Below are 20,939 nucleotides of genomic sequence, written 5' to 3' on the forward strand. Positions count from 1 at the left end.
ATTTTAGGAACGCCTAAAAGCATGTCGTTCACTGTCGTTCGACGGGAATCAACCGATAGATGGCCGGTATCGGACGTTTAGGCGAGTTCTCGCTCGATGACGCCGCGGAGCTCGCGGATCCGGTCGACGTCGACGTCGATCGACTCGCCGCCGTCGGACCCCGTGGCGACCGACAGCGAGAGCGTCCCGTCGGTCGTCACGTCGCCGAGGCGGACGACCGGGAGGTCACCGGCGAGCTCCGCGACCGCGTCGGGGTCGGTCGTCTGGACGACGACTCTCCCCGGCGTCTCCTCGAACACCGCCATGTGGTCCGGGAGTTCGACGTCCGCGCCCGCCGTTTCGGTCGTCAGCTCCGCGAGCGCGACCGCCAGCCCGCCGTCGCTCACGTCGTGGGTCGCGACCGTGGAGTCGTGGCGCGCGATCGACGCGAGCGCCGAGACGACGGCGGCGGGATCCTCGGGGAGTTCGGGGAACCGGTCCGACCCGCCCGCCGCCGCGAGGTACGCCGAGCCACCGAGCGCATCGCCCGTGCCGCCGACGAGGAGGAGTTCGGAGTCGTCGGCGACGGCGGCGTCGAGCGCGGCCGGCGGCGCGTCGTACCCCCGCTTGGTGCCGATCAGCGCGAGCGTCGGCGTCGGTGGGATCGGCCCCGCAACGCTGTCGTTGTACAGCGAGACGTTGCCGCCGACGACGGGCGTGTCCAGGTCGGCACAGGCGTCAGCGAGACCGTCGACGATTCCTTTGAATCCGCCATAGACGTCCTCCTTTTCCGGGTTTCCGCCGTTGAGGCAGTCGACGGCGGCGAGCGGCAGCGCGCCCTTCGCCGCGAGGTTCGTCGCGTTCTCGATCGCGACCGCGCGAGCGCCCTCGTAGGGCGCGACGTTCGTCCAGTTCGGGTTCGCGCCCGAGGAGAGCGCGAGGCCGACGCCGCCGTCGCCCTCGTCGATCGGTTCGGGGTCCTCGTCGGTCGCGTTCGCGGCCGTCTCCCGGAGCGCGACGATCGCGGCGTCGTCGCCGGGCTTCACCGCGGTTCGCGTCCCGACCTCGTGATCGTACTGCCGGTAGACCCACCGCTTGCTCGCGGTCGAGGGCGCGGCGACGACCGCCTCGAACGCCTCCGAGAGGTCCGGAGTCGGGAGGTCGCGGTCCGGCTGCGTCGGCTCCACGCTGTCGAGGTCGTTCATCGGCGCGCCCTCCGCGAGGAAGTCGGCGTCGACGTCGACGACCGTCTCCCCGTCGAACTCGCACACGTAGTTGCCATCGGTCACCTCGCCGATGACCGAACAGCCGAGATCGAATCGGTCGGCCAGCTCGCGAACGCGGTCGACGTCCTCGGGATCGACCTCGTAACACATCCGTTCCTGGCTCTCCGCGAGCAGGATCTCCAGGGCGTTCATCTTCGGCTCACGCTGGTGGACCCGGTTCAGATCGATGCGGGCACCGAGCGCCCCCTTCGCGACCAGTTCGGAGGAGGCTCCGCCGAGTCCCGCCGCGCCGAGGTCGCGGGCCGACTGCACCAGCCCCTCGTCGACGAGGGCCTCGTTGCACTCGATCAGCCGCTTTTCCGCGTACGGATCGCCGACCTGTACCGCGGGGCGGTCCTCCGTCTCGGCGTCCTCGGCGAGGTCCTCGGAGGCGAACGACGCGCCACCGAGCCCGTCCCGGCCGGTAGCGTTACCGACGAGAACGAGTTTGTTACCGGGTTCTTGCGCCGTCGCGGTCACCAATCGGTCCTCGTTCGTCAGGCCGACGCAGGCGACGTTGACGAGCGGGTTCCCCTCGTAGCCGTCGTGGAAGGCGACGCTGCCGCCGACGGTGGGGACGCCGATGCAGTTGCCGTAGTGGGAGATCCCCTCGACGACGCCCTCGAAGAGGTAGCGCGAGTGTTCGCGGTCGAAGCCGCCGAAGTACAGCGAGTCGAGCAACGCGATCGGGTACGCGCCCATCGACATCGTGTCGCGAACGATGCCGCCGACGCCCGTGGCCGCGCCGTCGACCGGGTCGACGTAGGAGGGGTGATTGTGACTCTCGATTCCGAACGTGACGTAGACGTCGCCGTAGTCGTCCGCGTCGCGCTCGGCCGCGGGGCGGTTCGCGGCGTCGGGGTCCGGAACTGCGAGGACGGCGGCGTCGTCGCCGGGGCCGACGACGACCGCGTCGCCCTCGCTGTCGAACGCCGATAGAAGCGGCCGCGAGGAGCGATACGCGCAGTGCTCGCTCCAGAGGTTCTCGAACAGCTCGGCCTCGGCCGGCGTCGGCTCCCGGTCGAGCTCCGCGACGACGAGCTCGTGGTCCGTCTCGGGCAGGCTCATTCACTTATGTGGTTATTTCACCGACTCTAATGCTTTTCTATGTGCACGTTCGTGGAACGTTCAGAAAGCGACCAGCACGACGGCGTAGACGGCCAACGCACCGACGCCCCCGACCGCGAGCGCCTTCGCGTTCAGTCGGACCGCGCGCTTTCGATCGGCCTCCAGCGCCTTCGGGTCCGTCACGTCGCGGGTGCCGTCGCCGACGTCGAACACCCCCATGCCGGCGAAGCCGACGCAGAACCGCTCGCGGTACTGCAGGACCCCCATCGCGGCACCGTATAGCGGAAACAGCGTGAAAAGTAGCGTCCACGATCGCCACCCGATCGCGAGTACGGCAGCGACGAGCACGACCGCGGCGAGCAGCGACGCGACGCCGAGCGCGAGCCGTTTCCGCCGCTCGCTCGGTCCGATGTTACAGACGCCGGGTTGGTACTCCATACGTCTCCGTTGTACGGTATCACTCAAAAGCGTCCCCCAGCGCGTCGTTCACGGATCGGTCCACCGGTGGCTCCGCGGTCGCCGCCGAGGTAACCGTCTCCGTAGCAACCCTCAAAAGGGCTCCCGACGAGTTCCCGTCCGTGAAACGGATCCAACTCGGGAACACCGTCTTCGAGGGCGAAAACGACGCGTACCTGCTCGACGGCGAGACGACGGCGCTCGTCGACACCGGCGTCGCGACGCCGGACGTGCGCGCGGAGTTCGAGGCCGGCCTCGCGGCGTACGGAGTCGACGTCTCGGACGTGGACGCCGTCCTGCTCACGCACTGGCACCCCGATCACGCGGGACTGGCGGGAGAGATCCAAGCAGAGAGCGGTGCGGACGTGTTCGTCCACGAGGCGGACGCCCCGCTCGTCGACGGGAGCGGCACCCAGCTCATCGACGACCCGGCGCTGCAGCGGGAGACGTTCGACCGCTGGGGGATGCCCGACGGACCGCGGGAGCGACTGGTCGACTTCTTTGCGGAGGTAAGTACCGGGCTCCGCGGCCGCGACGCCGACGTGACGACGTTCGTCGACGGCGATCGGATCGAGGTCGCCGGCGTCGAACTGGAGGCGGTCCACCTCCCCGGACACACGGCCGGGCTCACGGCGTTCGCGTTCGATCCGCGGGCGGTTCCGGGCCACGAGCCGGTCGCGGGCCCCGACGCCGTCGCTCCCGAGGAGGCGTTCACCGGCGACGCCGTCCTCCCGCGGTACACGCCCAACGTCGGCGGGGCGGACGTCCGGGTCGCGGAGCCGATCGCCGACTACGCCGCGAGCCTCGCGCGCGTCGTCGACCGCGACTTCGACGCCGCCCATCCCGGTCATCGAGAGCGGATCGACGCGCCGAGCCATCGAGCGGCGGAGATCCTCGACCACCATCGCCATCGGACGCGTCGGGTCGTCGACGTCCTCGACCGGGAGGGACCGCGTACCGCGTGGGAGACGTCCGCCGAGCTGTTCGGAGATCTGTCGGGGATCCACGTGCTCCACGGTCCCGGGGAGGCCTCAGCGCACCTCGAGCACCTCACAGCGGCGGGCGTCGTGGCGCGTGACGGGACGAGCTACCGCCTCGTCGACCCCGACGCCGATCTCGACGCGCTGTTCCCCACGACTCGGCTCGACGACGTCGTCGACGGTGCGAACGCCTAACCGTTTCCGAGAGGGCCATGTCGATCCGGGGCGGGACGACGAGATCGAACACGGGATCGGGACTCCACGGCGAGCCCGGCACCGAGCGCGGCGAGCACATGCCCGCCGACACGATTCTCGAACTCGATGAGGAACTGAAAGAGCTGCTCGCCGTGCCGGCGGACACGCCGGCGATGACGGTCGAGTCGAGGCGAGTCGTTCGAGGAGTTTGGCATTCGCCGGTCGGAGCTCCGGTTCGTCCCTACCGCTCGGGGTGAGAGGGAGCGTCGAATCCACCCCGGATCAACGGTTTCGCGACGTGGCGGCGGGCGGCCGGCGGCACCTCGTACCACGTCTCCGAGAGAGCACGTTCGACCGGTCGATCGACCCGACCGGATGCCGAGGTACCGCAGTCGCGACACCGATACCCCTGTCCGCGTCCCGCCGACGACATCGTCCGCTCGCAGTCGGGACACGTCGGCGTCACCGACTCGGTGCGGACGAGATCACGGACCGCGAGCTTCTCCAGTTTGAGCGTGGACCGACGGGGCGAGCCGGTCGGGTTCGCGCCGGTGCCCGACGCGACCGCTCGAACCTCGTGTTCGCCACAGACCGTGACTCGATCCCCCGGACGGAGCGATCGAACTCGATCGCGGAACCGGCCGGTCGGCGCGAACGCAACGCAGAGCAACGACGCGTCGTCGTTCGGGGACTCGACCTCGACGTGGACGTGTCCGCCGCGCTTCGTCTCGGGGGCGTCGGCAACGACACCGGCGAGCCGGTATCCCGCGCCGTCCCGGAGGTCACCGATCCGCCCCGGTTCGACGTGAGCGTCGGTTCCTTGGTTCGTGAGGAACGTCGCGGCACGGTCGATCGGTTCGCTGTCTATCGCGTCCGCGACGGCGCGGCACGCCACGGGATCGTCGCCCCGGATCCCGTGGAGGATCGGTCCCGGCGCGTTCGGGACGCAGACGACCTCGCCGGTACCGCGGTCGACCGTGTCCCAGACGGTCGGGTACTCTGCCTCGGCCGCGGCGAAGACGGACTCGGCGTCGACCTCGCGTGACGTCCCGCAACGGTCGAACTCGCGGTAGGAGATCCGCTCGTACGTCCAGTCGTCGAACGCGACCGGCGCGCCGACCGCCGCCAGCGCACCGATCCGCCCGCGTCCCGATACCGGATCGCCGCGGCCGGAGTCCGCGTCGGCGTCTCCACCCGTCCCGAGTCCGGCGTGTCGAAACCCGTGTTCGTCGGCGAGCGCAACCGCCTCGTCGACGGTCAGTCGCTCGCGGAGCGCGCGGGCGGCGAACTCGCCGACGTCGGTGGGGATCGGTGACGTCGACGGCGTGAACGGATCGGCGGAGACGTCGAGATCGGCGACGACGACGCCGGGAGACGTTCGGGGATCGTCGACGACGGAGCGCTCCCCGACGGTCTCGTAGGCGAGATCGAACGCATCGCCGGCGTCGATCCCGTCGACGTGGAGCGCGACCGCCGCGTTGCCGCGCGTTTTGTGTTTGACGGCCGGATTCAGGCGCACGAGCAGCCGCCGTCGGACTCGACCGCCGGCCGACGCGAACCGCTCGGCGAGCAGCGTCGCGACGTAGGTCGTACACATCCCGTCGGTCCGGGAGTCGGTGTCGTCGACGGCAACGATGGTCACACGCTACCGTTTCGGCGTCTCGAACAAGCCGCTTTCGACGGGCGATGGATGTCGTCGAGTCCGGTCGCCGAGTCCGATCGCCGAGTCCGAGCCGAATCGGTGAAACCGCACGCATGCGGGTTCGTCGGGGGACTCAGCCGACACAACGTATATATGTGCCGAGAAGTTATCCTCGACTATGTCCCGGACTGCGCTGATCGGAAACGTGACCGCGATGCTGGAGGACGCGGGATTCCTCGTCAGCGACCGGTGTGCGGTCCGGCCCAAGAGCTTCGACGTGGCTGCGCGGCGCGGTGAGGACCTCGTCCTCCTGAAGATTCTCGGCAACGTCGACGCGCTCGACGGGGCGACCGGCGAGGAGATGCGCCGTCTCGGCGAGTATCTGGAGGCGACCCCCATGGTCGTCGGACTCCGGACGCGCGACGAGGACCTGAAACCGGGCGTCGTCTACTTCAGACACGGCGTCCCCGTGATCAACCCGGACACCGCCTACGAGCTGTTCGTCGAGGGGATGCCCCCGCTCATCTACGCCGCGCCCGGCGGCCTGTACGTCAGCCTCGACGGGGACCTGCTCGCGGACGAGCGCGAGGAGCGCGGCTGGTCGCTCGGCCGTCTCGCGACCGAACTCGGCGTCTCCCGTCGGACCGTCTCGAAGTACGAGGACGGGATGAACGCCTCCATCGAGGTCGCCATCCAGCTCGAGGAGCTGTTCGACGAGCCGTTCTCCAGCCCGGTCGACGTGTTGGAGGGTGCCGACGAGGTGCGCGACGCGGAGCCGACGCCGTCCGCGCCCGACGCCGACCCCGACGACGAGCACGTCGTCCACGTGTTGACGAGCGCCGGCTTCACCGTCCATCCGACGGCTCGTGCACCGTTCAAGGCGGTGTCGGAGGACGAGGACGGGCCGGCGATGCGGATACTCACCGGCCACTCGGCGTTCACGACCGCCGCGGAGAAACGCGCGCGAATCATGTCCTCGATCGGTGAGGTCGCACACACTCGGTCGGTGTACTTCACCGAGGAAACCGAGAAGCGCGAGTCGGTCGACGGCACCGCCCTGGTCTCGTGTGCGGAGCTCGCCGAGGTGACCGACCCCGAGGAGATCCGCGAGCTGATCCGCGACCGTGCGGAAGCGCCGTCCGAGGCGTAGCGCCTCGACACCGACTCGACCCTCCTCCTCGACGCCGACGCACCTTCACGACGCGCACACGTCGAACCGGCTCACCGTCCGAGAAGGCGACTGAAGAACCCGCCACCGTCGGTGCCGTCGTCCTCGTCCGTCCCGTCGTCGACCGCGTCGTCGCCGCCCTCCGCCTCTTCCGCGAGCGCCGTCCCGACCGTGTCCGTGTCGTCGTCGCGGAACGGAACGCTCCCCGCGAGTTCGTCGGCGACGTCGTCCGCGTCGTCCGCTCGCTCCCGATCCGGCTCCGCCTCATCGACGAACGGCTCGTCGGCGTCGTCCTCCGCGAGCGGCTCGTCGGTGTCGCCCTCCGCGAGCGGCTCGTCGGCGTCGCCTTCTACAAGTGGCTCGTCGGCGTCGTCCTCCGCAAGCGGCTCGTTCTCGTCCGCGAGTGGATCGTCCTCTGCCGTCGACGAATCGGCGGGAGCTTCGTCCACACCGTCGCTATCGTCCACATCGTCGGTCTCGTCGGTCACCTCCGAGTCGGCAACGATGATCTCCTCCTCGTCGCCCGCCTCGTTCATCCCGACCGGTCCGTCGTCGGCGACGATGATGTCGTCCTCGGGTTCCGGGGCGTCCTCGGGTTCCGGGACGTCGTCCGGCTCGACGGGTGTATCGCTCGCTTGCGCCTCGACCGACGTCGGTTCCGACGCCGTCGCCTCCGCGTCCGGTTCCGTGTCGCCGTCCGGTTCCGAACCCTCGTCCGAAACGGGATCCTCGTCCGACTCCGCATCCGCCGTCGAGGCGGATCCGACGGCCGCAGTCGTCGCCTCGGCCGGCGTCCCTGCGGGTTCTGGATCCGCGATCGATTCGCCCGTCAGCGCTCGCGCGAGGTCGCGGTACGCGGCCGTCGCGGGTGCAGTCGGTGAGAAGGTTACGAGCGGCTCGTTGGCCCGGCCGGCTCGCGAGACGGAGTCGTCCTCGGGGATCTGACCGAGGACGTCGGCGTCCAGCAGGTCCGAGACGAGTTGCGGTTCCGGATCGTCGGGATCGACGCGAGTGATCGCCGCACCGGCGACGCTTCCGCCGAGTCGCTCGGTCAGCTGACGGGTCTTCTCCGTGTCGCCGAGCGCCCCGCGTTCCGGCGTGGAGACGAGCAGCGTCTCGTCCGCCAGCGCGAGCGGGAGCGAGGAGTCCTGAGAGAGCCCCGCGCCGGCGTCGACGAGGACGTAGTCGACGCCGGGAAACGCGTTCACGACCTCGCGGATCCGTGACGGGTCCGCCGCCGCGTACGCGTCGAGATCGGTCTCGCCGGGCACGACTCGCACTCCCGCGGGCCCCTCGTGGATCGCGTCGAACGGATCCGCTCGTCCGGCGAGCACGTCGTGGACGGTCGTGTCCCCGACGGTCACGCCGAGCGCGCCCGCGAGGTTCGCCATGCCGATGTCCGCGTCGACCGCCACGACGTCGGCTCCGGCCTCGGACAGGATCGTCGCCAGCGCGGCGGTCGTGGTGGTCTTCCCGACGCCACCTTTCGCCGAAGCGACCGCATACACCGTTGCCATACCGTCAGGGTCCGGCGACTGGTACTTAAATGTACGCGGGGAGCTCTCGGTCTGTTTAAAAAGGTGGCCGAGATCCGACGGTTCGACCCGTTCGGCGGCCATGCGCTTTCGCAAACACCTTATACGTCGCTCGTCCAGGTTCGGACGATTAGTGAGTATGGCGAGACCAGAGGTGCTCGACCGGATCAAGGAAGCAGAAGCCGAGGCCGAGGAGATCATCGCGACGGCGGAAGCCGACGTCGACGAGCGCCTCGCCGAAGCTCGAACGCGCGCGGAAGAGATCCGCACGGAGGCCGCCGAGGACGCGTCCGAGGAGGCCGACGATCGGCTAACGACGGCCCGTACGGAGGTCGAGGAACGCCGCAAGGAGATCCTCGAAGCCGGACGTGCCGACCGCGACGAGCTCGAACGCGAGGCTCGCGAACGCGTCGACGACGCCGTCGACTACGCCGTTGAACGGTTCGAGGAGGGCGTAAAAGAACGCATAACGGAGGCATGAATGGTTCTTAGACCAGAGCGGATGAGCAAGGTGTCGGTGACCGGATCGAAGCGGGTCATCGACGACGTCATCGAGGCCGCCTACGAGCACCACTCGCTGCACGTCACCGACTACGACGAGCGCTACGAGGGGTTCGAGCCCGGCGTGTCGCTCGACGGTGCCGAGGAGGTCAACGATCGGCTCGTCACCGTTCGCGCGCTCGAGAGCATCCTCGACGTCGAGGGCGACGAGCTGGACGCCGCGGGCGTGCTCGAAGACGAGGCGCTCAAGGCCGAACTCTCCGAGATCCGCGACCGTGTCAACGAACTCAACGACCGCCGCGACGAGCTTCGCGCGTCGATCCGCGACCGTCAAGAGGAGATCGACCGACTCGAGCCGTTCGCCGAACTCGGCATCGAACTCGATCTCCTCCGAGCGTACGACTCGCTGGAGGTCGTCGTCGGTCAGGCGAAGCCGGACGGGATCGAAGCCGCGCTCGCGGACGCCGACGGGATCGACGCGTTCGAGGTCTTCTCGAGCGGGGGCGTCGTCGCCGCCTTCGCCCGACCGGCTGCTGACGCCGAAAGCGGCGTCCTTCAGGACGCGCTCGTCGGCATCGACATCGCGATCCTGGAGGTTCCGGACGCCGGTGCAGCCCCGTCCGAGTACGTCTCCGAACTCGAGCGCGAGCAGGCGGAGCTCCGAGCGGACCTCGAGGAGGTCGAGTCCGAACTGACCTCGGTCAAGGAGGAGGCGGCCGGCTTCCTGTTGCGCGCGGAAGAACAGCTGACCATCGAGGCGCAAAAGAAGGAGGCACCGCTATCGTTCGCAACCACCGAGAACGCGTTCGTCGCCGAAGGGTGGATCCCGACGGACACGTACTCCGACTTCGAGGCGACGCTCGCCGAGGCGGTCGGCGATCACGCGGAGGTCGAGGAGCTAGAGCGCGCGTCCTTTACCCCCGACGGTAACCATCACAGCGAGTCCGTTCACGACGGGGGGTCGGGGAGCGCATCCGAGTCCGACACCGAGGCCGCCACCGACGGCGGTCACGTGACCGGCGACGAGGAGCCACCGGTCGTACAGGACAACCCGGGCATTGCGAGCCCGTTCGAGCTGCTCGTCCGAGCGGTGAATCGGCCGAAGTACTCCGAGTTCGACCCGACACTCCTGGTCTTTCTCACGTTCCCGCTCATGTTTGGGTTCATGATCGGGGACGTCGGCTACGGTGTGTTGTACGTCGCGATGGGGGCCGTGCTGTACGCGAAGTTCGACGGAGCGATGCGTGACATGGGCTCGATCGCGATGTGGGCCGGACTGTTCACGGTGCTGTTCGGCGTCGTGTTCGGCGGTGACCTGTTCGGGTACCACCTGATCAGCACCGAGTTCTCGAAGGGCGTCTCGCCCGGCGCGGAGAACTGGGCGCTGGCGTGGCTGGTGTTCAGCGCACTGTTCGGTATCGTGCACCTGAACCTCGGCTTCGCGCTCTCGTTCATCAGCAACATCCAACACCACAGCTTCAAGCACACGATGTACGAGAGCGGCTCGTGGCTCCTGTTGCTCAACGGACTGTGGGCGTGGATCTTCAGCAGACACGTCGGGCAAGCGAAACCCGACTTCCTGTTCGAGGGGATCACGACGGTGACCGGCGTCGCGTTCACGGGGCTGCCGACCGAGGTCGGGATCGCCGGCCTCGCGGCCGCGGGCGTCGGCGCGCTGCTGCTCGCCATCGGCGAACCCACCGAGCTGCCGGAAGTGCTCTCACCGATCGTCAACGTCGTCTCCTACGCCCGGATCACGGCGGTGCTGCTCGCGAAAGCCGGCATGGCCGTTGCGGTGAACCTGCTGGCGTTCGGTGCGTACATCGACGACGGGGGAGAGGGGAGCTTCCACTTCATCTTCACCCCGAGTTATCTCGCCGAGGTGCAAGAACACGCCGCCGCGGGAGAGGTCGAACTCGTGTTCGCGGGCCTCACGACCGCGTTCGAGCCCTCGACGCTGGGTGTCGCAGCGCTGGTGTTCGGCGTGTTCGTGGCCATCGTCGGTCACATCGTCGTGCTGCTGCTCGGCATCACGGCCGCCGGCATTCAGGGAGTCCGTCTCGAGTACGTGGAGTTCTTCAACAAGTTCTACGAGGGTGGCGGCAACGAGTACTCACCGTTCGGCTACGACCGGCAGTACACTGCCGAGGAGTAGCTCGAACCGCGTCCCGTTCGTTTATAAATACGGTCGTTCATTCGACGGTCCGGTGTTTGTGAGAACGACCCACAGATATCGGTTTGAGCGCCTATCTCGCCCGTTCTCGTCGTTCGTTTTGGGAAGCTTTATGTTAGCTACGGAGGGTACTACGAACTGTTCGGAGACGAGCAACCGCAACTACTACCAATGTTTGAAACCGCCCCTGAACTCGGGAACGTCGTAATGCAGACTGAGTGGACGCCGGAAGCCGCAGAACACCTCGCGAGCGCTGCGGCAGCGCTTGCGGTCGGACTCGCTGCACTCGGTGCAGGCTACGCCGAGAACGGCATCGGTGCAGCAGCCGTCGGCGCGATGGCCGAGGACGAGGACCTGTTCGTCAACGGCCTCATCCTGACGGTTCTGCCCGAAACGCTCGTTATCCTCGCGCTGGTCGTCGTTTTCCTGGTCTAACCAGCCCCCCTTTCAACAATGAGTTTGGACACCGTCGTTGAGGACATTCGAGACGAGGCCCGCGCGCGTGCAGAGGAGATCCGCGAGGCGGCCGACGCCGAGGCCGACGAGATCGTCGCCGAGGCGGAAGCCGACGCCGAGCGGATCCGCGAGGAGCGCCTCGCAGAGGTCGAACGAGAGATCGAGCAGGAGCGCGAACAGACGCTGTCGTCCGCCAAGCTCGAAGCGAAACAGGAGCGACTCGGCGCACGTCGAGACGTCCTCGAGGACGTTCGCGACGACGTCGAGGCGGCGATCGCTTCCCTCGAGGAGGACCGCCGCCGCGAGCTGACCGAGACGCTTCTGGACGCGACGCTGGCGGAGTTCGACGACGAGAGCGTCGCCGTCTACACGCGAGCCGAGGACGTCGAGCTCCTCGAGGAGCTCGTCTCGGACCGCAACGCCGAGGTCGACGGCGAGGTCGACTGTCTCGGCGGCGTCGTCGGCGAGAGCAGTACCGCCCGCGTTCGCGTGAACAACACGTTCGATTCGGTGCTCGAGGACGTCTGGGACGACGAACTGAAGAACCTCTCGGAGCGACTGTTCGACCAATGAGCACCGTCGGCCGCTCGAACCCGGAGTACGTCGTCGCGCGGGTTCGCGCCCGCCGCGGGGCCCTGTACGACGACGAGGAGTACCGAAAGCTCACCCGAATGAGCCCCTCCGAGATCGCCCGCTTCATGGAAGAGTCGACCTACGAGGCGGAGATCAACGCGCTCGGGAGTCGACACGGCGGCGTCGACCTGATCGAGTACGCGTTGAATCGGAACCTCGCGGCACAGTTCGAGGCGATCCTCGACTGGAGCGAGGGCGAACTGTACGAGCTGATCGCCCGATACCTCCGGAAGTTCGACGCATGGAACGTGAAGACGGTCATCCGTGGCGTGTACACCGGGACGACTCAGGAGGCGATCGAAGTCGACCTCATCCGCGCCGGCGAGTTCGACGACCGTCGGATCCGACGGCTGCTGGAGACCGACTCCATCGAGGCGGTCATCGAGGTGCTCGACGATACCATCTACGGAGATCCGCTGGAGGAGGCGTTCGCGGAGTACGAGGAGACCGGCGTGCTCGTCCCGCTCGAGAACGCCGTTGACCGCGCCTTCTATGACCAGCTGCTGGACGGACTGGGTCGGGACAAGCCGACACGCCAGTACGAGAAGTTTCTCAAAGCGGAGATCGATCTCCGGAACGCGCGAAACGCGCTTCGGCTCGCCCGTTCGGGTGCCGACGTCGACCCGGCCGAGTACTTCATCGACGGCGGACAGCTGTTCACGCGAGAGACGCTGTCCCGGCTTGCCCGGAGCCTGGACGAGCTCGTCGAACACATCGACGGGAGCCCGTACGCCGACGCCCTCGGCCCCGCGCTGCGCGAGCTGGAGGCGGCTGACAGTCTCATCGAGTTCGAACACGCGACCGACGCCGCGCTGTTGGCGTACGGCGATCGGCTCGGCACCATCTATCCGGTGTCGGTGACGCCCGTCATCTCGTACATCCTCGCGAAGGAGCGCGAGGTGGAGAACATCCGAGCGATCGCCCGCGGGAAGGAGGCGGGACTCTCGGCAACGGAGATCGAAGAGGAACTGGTGATAACATGAGCCAGGAGATCGCAGTCGTCGGCAGCCCGGAGTTCACGACCGGATTCCGGCTCGCCGGCGTTCGTAAGTGCGAGAACGTGCCGGACGACGAGAAGTCGGCGTCGCTCGACGACGCCGTCGAGCGGACGCTCGACGACGAGGAGACCGGCATCATCGTGATGCACGACGACGACCTCGAACACCTCTCGCGGGACACCCGCGAGCGGGTCGAGGGGAGCATCGAGCCCGTGCTCGTAACGCTCGGCGCATCGGGTGCCGGCAGCGGCGGGTTACGCGACCAGATCAAACGAGCCATCGGGATCGACCTGATGGAGGAGGAAGACTGATATGAGCAAAGCAGAATCCACGGAGAGCACCGAGATCGGTGTCATCCAGAACGTGAGCGGTCCGGTCGTGACTGCCCGTGACCTCGACGCCCGCATGAACGACGTCGTCTACGTCGGCGACGAAGGACTCATGGGGGAAGTGATCGAGATCGAGGGCAACACCACGACCGTTCAGGTGTACGAGGAAACCTCCGGCGTCGCCCCCGGCGAACCCGTCGAAACCACGGGTGAGCCGCTGTCGGTCGACTTAGGTCCGGGCGTGTTGGACGCCATCTACGACGGCGTCCAACGCCCCCTGGACGTGCTGGAGGGGAAGATGAACAGCCCGTACCTCGATCGCGGGGTCGACGCACCCGGCATCGACCTCGAGACGGAGTGGGAGTTCGAGCCCGCCGTCGAGGAGGGCGACGAGGTCGAGCCCGGCGACGTCGTCGGGATCGTCGAGGAGACGGTCACCATCGACCACAAGGTCATGGTGCCGCCGGGGTTCGAGGGCGGCGAGGTCGTCGCCATCGAACCGGGCTCCTTCGACGTGACCGAGACGGTCGCGGAGCTCGACAACGGCGAGGAGATCACGATGCATCAGGAGTGGCCGGTGCGCGAGCCGCGCCCCTCCGCAAACAAGAAGACGCCACGAACGCCGCTGGTGTCCGGCCAGCGGATTCTCGACGGCCTGTTCCCGATCGCGAAGGGCGGGACGGCCGCGATTCCGGGGCCGTTCGGTTCCGGAAAGACGGTTACCCAACACCAGCTCGCGAAGTACGCCGACGCGGACATCATCGTCTACGTCGGCTGCGGCGAGCGCGGGAACGAGATGACCGAGGTCATCGAGGACTTCCCGGAGCTCGAGGACCCGGCCAACGGCAACCCGCTGATGGCCCGCACCTCGCTCATCGCGAACACGTCGAACATGCCCGTCGCGGCGCGTGAGTCCTGTATCTACACGGGAATCACGATCGCGGAGTTCTACCGCGACATGGGCTACGACGTCGCGCTGATGGCCGACTCCACCTCGCGGTGGGCGGAGGCGATGCGCGAGATCTCCTCCCGACTGGAGGAGATGCCCGGCGAGGAGGGGTACCCCGCGTACCTCGCCGCCCGCCTGGCGCAGTTCTACGAGCGCGCCGGCTACTTCGAGAACATCAACGGGACGGAAGGCTCCGTCTCCGCGATCGGCGCGGTGTCGCCGCCGGGCGGCGACTTCTCGGAGCCGGTCACGCAGAACACGCTGCGTATCGTGAAGACGTTCTGGGCGCTCGACGCGGACTTAGCGGAGCGCCGCCACTTCCCGTCGATCAACTGGAACGAGTCGTACTCGCTGTACAAAGACCAGCTCGACCCGTGGTTCCAGGAGAACGTCGATGACGACTGGGCGGAGAAACGTCAGTGGGCGGTCGACGTCTTAGACGAGGAGACGGAGCTCCAGGAGATCGTTCAGCTCGTCGGGAAGGACGCGCTGCCGGACGACCAGCAGCTCACCCTCGAGATCGCGCGCTACCTGCGCGAGGCGTATCTCCAGCAGAACGCGTTCCACCCGGTCGACACGTACTGTCCGCCGGAGAAGACGTACATGATGTTGACGACGATCGAGACGCTCAACGACGAGGCGTTCTCCGCGCTGGAGGCCGGCGTTCCGGTCGAAGAGATCATCGCCATCGACGCCGCGCCGCGCATCAATCGGATCGGCGTCCAGGAGGAGTACGAGGAGTACACCGAGGAGCTCAAAGCGGAGATCGCAGAGCAGCTCCGGAGTCTCTACTAACATGAAAGAGTATCAAACCATCACCGAGATCAGCGGCCCGCTGGTGTTCGCCGAGGTCGACGAGGCGATCGGCTACGACGAGATCGTCGAGATCGAGACGGCACAGGGGGAGACGCTGCGCGGTCAGGTGCTCGAATCCTCGGAGGGCGTCGTCGCCATCCAGGTGTTCGAGGGCACCTCCGGTATCGACCAGAACGCGTCCGTGCGCTTCCTCGGCGAGACGATGAAGATGCCCGTCACCGAGGACCTGCTCGGACGGGTGCTCGACGGCTCCGGCCGACCGATCGACGGCGGCCCGGAGATCGTTCCGGACGAGCGACAGGACATCGTCGGCGCGGCGATCAACCCGTACTCCCGGGAGTACCCCGAGGAGTTCATCGAAACGGGAGTCTCCGCCATCGACGGCATGAACACGCTCGTTCGCGGCCAGAAGCTCCCGATCTTCTCCAGCTCCGGCCAGCCGCACAGCGATCTGGCGATGCAGATCGCCCGACAGGCGAGCGTACCTGAAGAGGAGGAGGAGGGCGACGACGACGAAGGGTCGGAGTTCGCCGTCATCTTCGGCGCGATGGGGATCACGGCGGAGGAGGCCAACGAGTTCATGGAGGACTTCGAGCGGACCGGCGCGTTAGAACGGTCCGTGGTCTTCATGAACCTCGCGGACGACCCCGCCGTCGAGCGGACGGTCACGCCGCGGATGGTCCTGACGACCGCCGAGTACCTCGCCTTCGAGAAGGACTACCACGTGCTCGTCATCCTCACGGACATGACGAACTACTGCGAGGCGCTCCGTGAGATCGGCGCGGCCCGCGAGGAGGTTCCGGGCCGACGTGGCTACCCCGGATACATGTACACCGACCTGGCGCAGCTGTACGAGCGAGCCGGGCGGATCCAGGGTCGTGAGGGGTCGGTGACGCAGATCCCGATCCTCACGATGCCGGGCGACGACGACACCCACCCGATCCCGGACCTGACCGGGTACATCACGGAGGGGCAGATCTACGTCGATCCCGAACTCAACAGTCAGGGGCTCCAGCCTCCCGTCAACGTTCTTCCCAGCCTCTCTCGGCTGATGGACGACGGCATCGGCGAGGGGCTCACCCGTGGCGACCACGGAGACGTCTCCGACCAGATGTACGCGGCGTACGCGGAAGGTGAGGACCTCCGTGACCTCGTGAACATCGTCGGACGCGAGGCGCTCTCCGAGCGCGACAACAAGTATCTCGACTTCGCGGACGCCTTCGAGACCGAGTTCATCGACCAGGGCTTCGAGCAGAACCGCGAGTTAGAGGAGACGCTGGAGATCGGTTGGGACCTCCTCTCGATGCTACCGAAAGAGGAACTCAACCGCGTCGGCGAGGAGTTCATCGAACAGCACTATCGCGAGAACGACTCCGAGCGCGAGGTCGTCGAGGCGGCCGACTGACGGCGCTTCGGTTCGGGTCTTCGTCTCTTCGTTCTCCGCTATTCCATCTCGGTTCCATCCTCCCAGCGAGAACAATCGCTGTCGATCGCCGGTCGATCACTCCTCGTCGATCAGGTCGATCACGTTCTCGCGACCGATCCGAAGTTTCTCGACCTCGCCGTCGTCGACCATCCGCGAGAGCACGCGTGATGTCTTCGATTTCGACCAGCCGAGCGCGTCGACCACGTCCGACTGCTTCATCCGTCCGCCCTCCTCGCGGAGCGCGCGCGTGACGCGGTCCTCGTCCGTGAGCAGCGCCGGATCGATTTCCCCCGGATCCGCCGATGCGTCCGATGCTGCCGCCCGTTCCTCTCGGGGAACCACCGTTCCGTCGCCGAGATCCTCCGGGGCGGCAGCCGTCGAGTCGTCCTCGCCGCCCTGTTCCGTGGCGACACCGCCGTTTACCGAGCGGTTCGCCGCGGGGGCGTCGCTGTCGGCGTCGCCGCCGAGCCCGAGACGACCGGTCCGGACGGCGACCGCGACGAGGACGAGCGCACCGACGAGTAGGAGACCCCCGAGCGCGACGAGGATCAGGACGTTGCTGGCTACGGTCCCGTCTCCGCTCCCCTCACCTCCGCCCGCGTCACCGCCCCCCTCATCGACGGCCGCCGCGGGCACGGCTCGGACGCTCGGATGGCCGTCGGCGAAGTCCTCGCGTCCCCGCCACTCGACCACGCCGTCCTCGGTCTCGTCCGGGGTCGGGGAGACGTCCGCGATCGCGTAGCCGTCGGGAGCTGCGATCGCCAGCGCGTCGTCGTCACCGATGAAGAAGCCGCCGTCGAACACGTCGCCGACGACGACTGCGTCGCCGTCGACGGCCGCGAAGCCGGTCCAGGAGAATCGAAAGTTCACGACGCCCCACCGGCGCGGTACCTCCTGTATCGACGTGTCGGCCTCGAAGTCCGTCGCACGCATCTCGCGGTTCGCCGAGTCGTTCGCAGCCGCGACGACGCCGGTCATTCGGTCGGCGAAGGGATCGAGGTAGCGGCTCGTGTTCGATCGAAACCGCTCTTGAAACCGTTCGTACTCGGCGACCTCGGTGTCGTTTTCGAGCCGCGTCCGGAGGGTTATCTCCCACGTCGCCGAGCCGTCGGCGTCCAAGCTGATCCGCGTGATCGTGTTGTCCGGCTCCGGCTGGTCGTCGATCTGCGGAAACGCGGTCGTCTGCGCGCCGGCGGGTGCGGCGAACGCGACGGCGACGACACAGCAGACGGCGACGAGGAGGGCGGCGATCGATCCGGCCGTCCGATCGCGTCGTCTCATTACAGTACGCTACTTCCGCTCGCGGGTTAAACCCACAGATCGTCGCACGACGTGTCTCGCGCGATCCGTCGAAACTCGGTGCAACGGTCCGAAATACGGTGAAACGCGGCGGAACGAAACACAACGGGCCGCCACGGTCGTCCCGGTATATGTGGCCGGACACCGTCGGCCCATCCGTCATGCAAGGCACACGACTCCTGACCGTTCTCGTGGCGCTGGGGCTCGTTCTGGGCTCCGTGCCGGGCGGGGCGCTCGCGAGCGCCGCCGGTACCGGGGACGCGACGGATATCGGCTCGGACGACGCGGTGATCGAGCGTATCGACGGATCGACCGTCACGGCACAGACGGACGACGGGAACGCCAGCGACGGCGACGACAGTAATACGTCGGACGAGGGGAACACCTCACGGGCGACCGTCGGACAGCAGCTCGCAACGGTGATAGCTGTCACCGACGACGAGGTGTCGAGCGACGTCGAGGCGTCGTCGCTCGACGCGGCGCTTGAGGACGCCAACGAATCCGAGCGCGCGGCGATCCTCGCGGACCGCACCGCTGCGCTCCGTGACCGCGCCGACGAGATCGTTGCCGACCAGCGCGAGGCGCGGGTCGCCTACGAGGACGGCGAGATAACTCGCGGCGAGTTCGCACAGCGGCTCGCGGTTCTCGCCGGACAGGCCCGCACGGTCGACCGCGGCTTCGAGCGGGCCGACGACCACGCGGACGACGTCTCCGCGCTCGAACTCCGCGCGGCGGGCTATGACGGGAACGCCAACGAGGACGCACGACAGCGACTCAACCGCGTGACGGGTACCGGTGCGAGCGCGCTGCTCGCGCAGTACACCGGCGAGCGCGCCGGCGAGTTCTCCCTCGAAGTCGACGGTGGCGTCTCCATCGAGGTCGAGAGCGACGACGGCGAGCGCTCGCGCGAGTTCGAGCGCGACCAGCCCGGTGACGGGAGCTTCGACGTGACTCAAAGCGAGGCGCTCACCGCTGCCACCACGCAGCTGTCGACGGACGACGGCGAGTGGACGCTTCGGTCCGCCGACCGCGACGAGGACGACGGCTACTACGAGTTCGAGTTCACCTTCTTCGGTCCGGAGACGACCGGCGAAGCCGAGGTGAGCGTCGACGGCCAGACCGGCGAGGTGTTCGAGTTCGAAGAAGAGCTTGAACCACGCGAGGCCGACGGCGACGAGGAGACGCCGCTGTCGATCTCGATCGTCGACGGGACGGCGGAGCCGGGCGCGACGGTGACACTCCGCGTGACCGCTGCCGGCGAGCCCGTCGAGGGCGCGACCGTCGAACTGGACGACCAGGATGTCGGAACGACCGACGCGGACGGGGATATCACGGTGACGCTGCCCGACGACGACGAGGTCGACATCGAAGTCGAGGACGACGACCGCGAGGGCGAACTGGAGATCACGCTCCGATCGGACGCTGGTGACGACCGCGAGGACGAGGTCCGCGATCGACTCTCCGTGGACGGCACCGTCGAGAACGGGACGGTCACCGTCTCGGTGACGTACGACGGCGAGGGCGTCGACGGCGTCTCCGTCTCCGTCGACGGCGACCGGGTCGGAACGACCGGCGCGGACGGGAGCCTCTCGTTCGACGCGCCCGGCGTCGATGACGAACTGGAGGTGACGCTCGTGAAGGGCGCGTTCGAGGCCGAACTCGAGTTCGAGGTCGGCGCGGACGGGACGCTCATGCTCGACGACGTCGACGTCGACGAGCGTGATGCGGACGATCGAGACGACGATGATCGCGACGACGATGATCGCGACGAGGACGACCGCGACGACGACCGAGATGCGGACGAACTCTCTGTCGCCGTCGTCTCCGGCGATCCCGCGCCCGGTGCGACCGTGACGGTCGAAGTGACCGACGTCGACGGTGTGCCCGTCGAGGGCGCGACCGTCGAGGTCGAAGACGAGTCCGTCGGAACGACCGACGCGGACGGGCGGATCACGGTGACGCTCCCGGCCGACAACGACGAGGCCGAGATCGAAGTCGAAGACGGCGATCGCGAGGGCGAACTCGAAGTTGAGTACGCCGACGCGGACGATGCGGATGACGCGGACGATGCGGACGATGCGGACGATGCGGACGATGCGGATGACGCGGACGATGCGGACGATGCGGATGACGACGACGATGCGGACGATGCGGATGACGACGACGAGGAGGCCGACGATGACGACGACGATGACGACGACGCGGAGGACGACGAGTGATGCGTTGCCGCAGCCGCGTCGTCACGGCCGTCGCGACGGTCGCGGCGGTCGCGCTGATCGGTGCGCTCCTCGCGCCGGGGGTCGCCGCGCTCGACGATCCGGGGACGGAGGCCGCGGTCGAGGAGGGATCGGCGTTCGTCGTCGCGCTCGAACCCGACGGCGACGCGACGGTCACGCTCGTGTTGACCTACGACCTCGCTGACGCCGACGACGAGGCGGCGTTCGAGGACCTGCGCGAGCGCCCGGAGAACGTCACGGCTCGGTTCGACGATCGCATCTCTCGCATCGCCGATCGGACGGCGACGCGGACCGACCGCGAGATGACGGTCTCCGACGTCCACACCGAGGTGGAGTCCGGAGACGGAACCGGCGTCGTGCGGCTCTCGGCGACGTGGACGAACCTCGCCGCGGTCGACGACGACCGGCTGGTCGTGAGCGAGCCGTTCGCCAGCGAGTTCCGGCCGGACCGTCCGTTCGTCATCGTCGCTCCCGACGGGTACGCACTCGCGGGCGCGACGGTCGACGCCGACGCGACGACCGCGCCCGACGGAGGCGACAGCGGCGACGCGGCGACCGCCGAGTGGGCCGCCGGCACGGAGCTGTCGGGCTTCTCGGTCGCGTTCGCTCCGAACGACGCCGCCGATGCCACCGACGACTCGCTTCCGACCCCGCTGGCGTCGACGCTGGCCCTCCTCGCGGCGGGACTGCTCGGATACGCCGGCTGGCGGAGAGCGTAACCGGGCCACCCCGATCGGTCTCGGTCCGGCGCAACGCTTGGGTCCCACCGGGACGGTTACCCCACCCATCCCATCGGCCCCACCGGACCCGAACGGGCGATCGCCACCCGGCTGC

At 67.9% G+C, this 20,939-nt stretch carries 18 protein-coding genes; 13 read left to right on the forward strand and 5 right to left on the reverse strand.

Features of this window, described 5'->3' with window-relative positions:
* Positions 1-77 precede the first annotated feature (77 nt).
* A complete protein-coding gene (purL, locus tag ACNSN7_RS02940; protein WP_418280525.1) occupies positions 78-2,312 on the reverse strand; it encodes a phosphoribosylformylglycinamidine synthase subunit PurL in 2,235 nt (744 codons plus the stop codon).
* Between the two features lie 60 nt (positions 2,313-2,372).
* Positions 2,373-2,750, reverse strand: coding sequence for a hypothetical protein (locus ACNSN7_RS02945; protein WP_418280526.1), 378 nt, complete (start codon positions 2,748-2,750; stop codon positions 2,373-2,375).
* Between the two features lie 140 nt (positions 2,751-2,890).
* On the opposite strand from ACNSN7_RS02945, the gene ACNSN7_RS02950 reads away from it, so the two are divergent.
* Entirely contained in the window at positions 2,891-3,943 is a 1,053-nt protein-coding gene (locus tag ACNSN7_RS02950) for an MBL fold metallo-hydrolase (RefSeq protein WP_418280528.1), read from the forward strand.
* A 17-nt stretch (positions 3,944-3,960) separates the two neighbouring features.
* Positions 3,961-4,200, forward strand: a complete 240-nt coding sequence (locus ACNSN7_RS02955; protein ID WP_418280530.1) for a hypothetical protein — start codon at positions 3,961-3,963, stop codon at positions 4,198-4,200.
* On the opposite strand, the gene ACNSN7_RS02960 is transcribed toward ACNSN7_RS02955, so the two are convergent.
* Positions 4,185-5,585: a TiaS agmantine-binding domain-containing protein gene (locus ACNSN7_RS02960; RefSeq protein WP_418280532.1), complete on the reverse strand. Its 1,401-nt coding sequence runs from the start codon at positions 5,583-5,585 to the stop codon at positions 4,185-4,187. The genes ACNSN7_RS02955 and ACNSN7_RS02960 overlap by 16 nt on opposite strands.
* 178 nt (positions 5,586-5,763) lie before the next feature.
* Here ACNSN7_RS02960 and ACNSN7_RS02965 point away from each other — a divergent pair, with 178 nt between their 5' ends.
* A complete protein-coding gene (locus tag ACNSN7_RS02965; RefSeq protein ID WP_418280534.1) occupies positions 5,764-6,735 on the forward strand; it encodes a transcriptional regulator in 972 nt (323 codons plus the stop codon).
* Between the two features lie 71 nt (positions 6,736-6,806).
* Here ACNSN7_RS02965 and minD read toward each other — a convergent pair whose 3' ends face one another.
* Entirely contained in the window at positions 6,807-8,270 is a 1,464-nt protein-coding gene (gene minD, locus ACNSN7_RS02970; protein ID WP_418280535.1) for a cell division ATPase MinD, read from the reverse strand.
* Between the two features lie 157 nt (positions 8,271-8,427).
* Between minD and ACNSN7_RS02975 the strand changes: the two genes are divergently transcribed.
* The 8 genes from ACNSN7_RS02975 to ACNSN7_RS03010 all read left to right on the forward strand — a co-directional run bounded on the left by ACNSN7_RS02975 (position 8,428) and on the right by ACNSN7_RS03010 (position 16,548).
* The gene (locus ACNSN7_RS02975) at positions 8,428-8,769 is read left to right on the forward strand and encodes a V-type ATP synthase subunit H (RefSeq protein ID WP_418280536.1); all 342 of its coding nucleotides are present in this window, start codon (positions 8,428-8,430) and stop codon (positions 8,767-8,769) included.
* A gap of 21 nt (positions 8,770-8,790) precedes the next feature.
* Positions 8,791-10,944 (forward strand): V-type ATP synthase subunit I, encoded by a 2,154-nt coding sequence (locus ACNSN7_RS02980; protein WP_418280591.1) that lies wholly within the window; start codon positions 8,791-8,793, stop codon positions 10,942-10,944.
* 189 nt (positions 10,945-11,133) lie between these two features.
* Positions 11,134-11,397: an ATP synthase subunit C-like protein gene (locus ACNSN7_RS02985; RefSeq protein WP_418280538.1), complete on the forward strand. Its 264-nt coding sequence runs from the start codon at positions 11,134-11,136 to the stop codon at positions 11,395-11,397.
* 18 nt (positions 11,398-11,415) lie between these two features.
* Positions 11,416-11,991: a V-type ATP synthase subunit E gene (locus tag ACNSN7_RS02990; protein WP_418280540.1), complete on the forward strand. Its 576-nt coding sequence runs from the start codon at positions 11,416-11,418 to the stop codon at positions 11,989-11,991.
* Complete coding sequence (locus ACNSN7_RS02995) at positions 11,988-13,034, forward strand: V-type ATP synthase subunit C (protein ID WP_418280541.1); 1,047 nt, start codon at positions 11,988-11,990, stop codon at positions 13,032-13,034. Before ACNSN7_RS02990 ends, ACNSN7_RS02995 begins: the two co-directional genes overlap by 4 nt.
* The gene (locus ACNSN7_RS03000) at positions 13,031-13,360 is read left to right on the forward strand and encodes a V-type ATP synthase subunit F (protein WP_418280542.1); all 330 of its coding nucleotides are present in this window, start codon (positions 13,031-13,033) and stop codon (positions 13,358-13,360) included. Before ACNSN7_RS02995 ends, ACNSN7_RS03000 begins: the two co-directional genes overlap by 4 nt.
* Position 13,361: 1 nt before the next feature.
* The gene (locus tag ACNSN7_RS03005) at positions 13,362-15,122 is read left to right on the forward strand and encodes an ATP synthase subunit A (RefSeq protein ID WP_418280543.1); all 1,761 of its coding nucleotides are present in this window, start codon (positions 13,362-13,364) and stop codon (positions 15,120-15,122) included.
* A 1-nt stretch (position 15,123) separates the two neighbouring features.
* On the forward strand, positions 15,124-16,548 hold the full coding sequence (locus tag ACNSN7_RS03010; RefSeq protein ID WP_418280544.1) for a V-type ATP synthase subunit B: 1,425 nt from the start codon (positions 15,124-15,126) through the stop codon (positions 16,546-16,548).
* A gap of 96 nt (positions 16,549-16,644) precedes the next feature.
* Here ACNSN7_RS03010 and ACNSN7_RS03015 read toward each other — a convergent pair whose 3' ends face one another.
* Positions 16,645-17,850, reverse strand: coding sequence for a DUF7345 domain-containing protein (locus tag ACNSN7_RS03015; RefSeq protein WP_418280545.1), 1,206 nt, complete (start codon positions 17,848-17,850; stop codon positions 16,645-16,647).
* 179 nt (positions 17,851-18,029) lie between these two features.
* On the opposite strand from ACNSN7_RS03015, the gene ACNSN7_RS03020 reads away from it, so the two are divergent.
* A complete protein-coding gene (locus tag ACNSN7_RS03020) occupies positions 18,030-20,087 on the forward strand; it encodes a DUF7096 domain-containing protein (RefSeq protein WP_418280547.1) in 2,058 nt (685 codons plus the stop codon).
* Complete coding sequence (locus ACNSN7_RS03025; RefSeq protein ID WP_418280548.1) at positions 20,087-20,824, forward strand: DUF7345 domain-containing protein; 738 nt, start codon at positions 20,087-20,089, stop codon at positions 20,822-20,824. Before ACNSN7_RS03020 ends, ACNSN7_RS03025 begins: the two co-directional genes overlap by 1 nt.
* The last annotated feature ends 115 nt before the right edge of the window (positions 20,825-20,939 follow it).

It is taken from the genome of Halorubrum rarum (genome assembly GCF_048380895.1).
In the GTDB taxonomy this organism is placed as follows: Archaea; Halobacteriota; Halobacteria; order Halobacteriales; family Haloferacaceae; genus Halorubrum.

Coding starts and splice junctions, on each gene's coding strand:
- purL (WP_418280525.1), bottom strand. CDS start 2,312: ATGAGCCTGCCCGAGACGGACCACGAGCTCGTCGTCGCGGAGCTCGAC.
- ACNSN7_RS02945 (WP_418280526.1), bottom strand. CDS start 2,750: ATGGAGTACCAACCCGGCGTCTGTAACATCGGACCGAGCGAGCGGCGG.
- ACNSN7_RS02955 (WP_418280530.1), top strand. CDS start 3,961: ATGTCGATCCGGGGCGGGACGACGAGATCGAACACGGGATCGGGACTC.
- ACNSN7_RS02965 (WP_418280534.1), top strand. CDS start 5,764: ATGTCCCGGACTGCGCTGATCGGAAACGTGACCGCGATGCTGGAGGAC.
- minD (WP_418280535.1), bottom strand. CDS start 8,270: ATGGCAACGGTGTATGCGGTCGCTTCGGCGAAAGGTGGCGTCGGGAAG.
- ACNSN7_RS02975 (WP_418280536.1), top strand. CDS start 8,428: ATGGCGAGACCAGAGGTGCTCGACCGGATCAAGGAAGCAGAAGCCGAG.
- ACNSN7_RS02980 (WP_418280591.1), top strand. CDS start 8,791: ATGAGCAAGGTGTCGGTGACCGGATCGAAGCGGGTCATCGACGACGTC.
- ACNSN7_RS02985 (WP_418280538.1), top strand. CDS start 11,134: ATGTTTGAAACCGCCCCTGAACTCGGGAACGTCGTAATGCAGACTGAG.
- ACNSN7_RS02990 (WP_418280540.1), top strand. CDS start 11,416: ATGAGTTTGGACACCGTCGTTGAGGACATTCGAGACGAGGCCCGCGCG.
- ACNSN7_RS02995 (WP_418280541.1), top strand. CDS start 11,988: ATGAGCACCGTCGGCCGCTCGAACCCGGAGTACGTCGTCGCGCGGGTT.
- ACNSN7_RS03000 (WP_418280542.1), top strand. CDS start 13,031: ATGAGCCAGGAGATCGCAGTCGTCGGCAGCCCGGAGTTCACGACCGGA.
- ACNSN7_RS03005 (WP_418280543.1), top strand. CDS start 13,362: ATGAGCAAAGCAGAATCCACGGAGAGCACCGAGATCGGTGTCATCCAG.
- ACNSN7_RS03010 (WP_418280544.1), top strand. CDS start 15,124: ATGAAAGAGTATCAAACCATCACCGAGATCAGCGGCCCGCTGGTGTTC.
- ACNSN7_RS03015 (WP_418280545.1), bottom strand. CDS start 17,850: ATGAGACGACGCGATCGGACGGCCGGATCGATCGCCGCCCTCCTCGTC.
- ACNSN7_RS03020 (WP_418280547.1), top strand. CDS start 18,030: ATGCAAGGCACACGACTCCTGACCGTTCTCGTGGCGCTGGGGCTCGTT.
- ACNSN7_RS03025 (WP_418280548.1), top strand. CDS start 20,087: ATGCGTTGCCGCAGCCGCGTCGTCACGGCCGTCGCGACGGTCGCGGCG.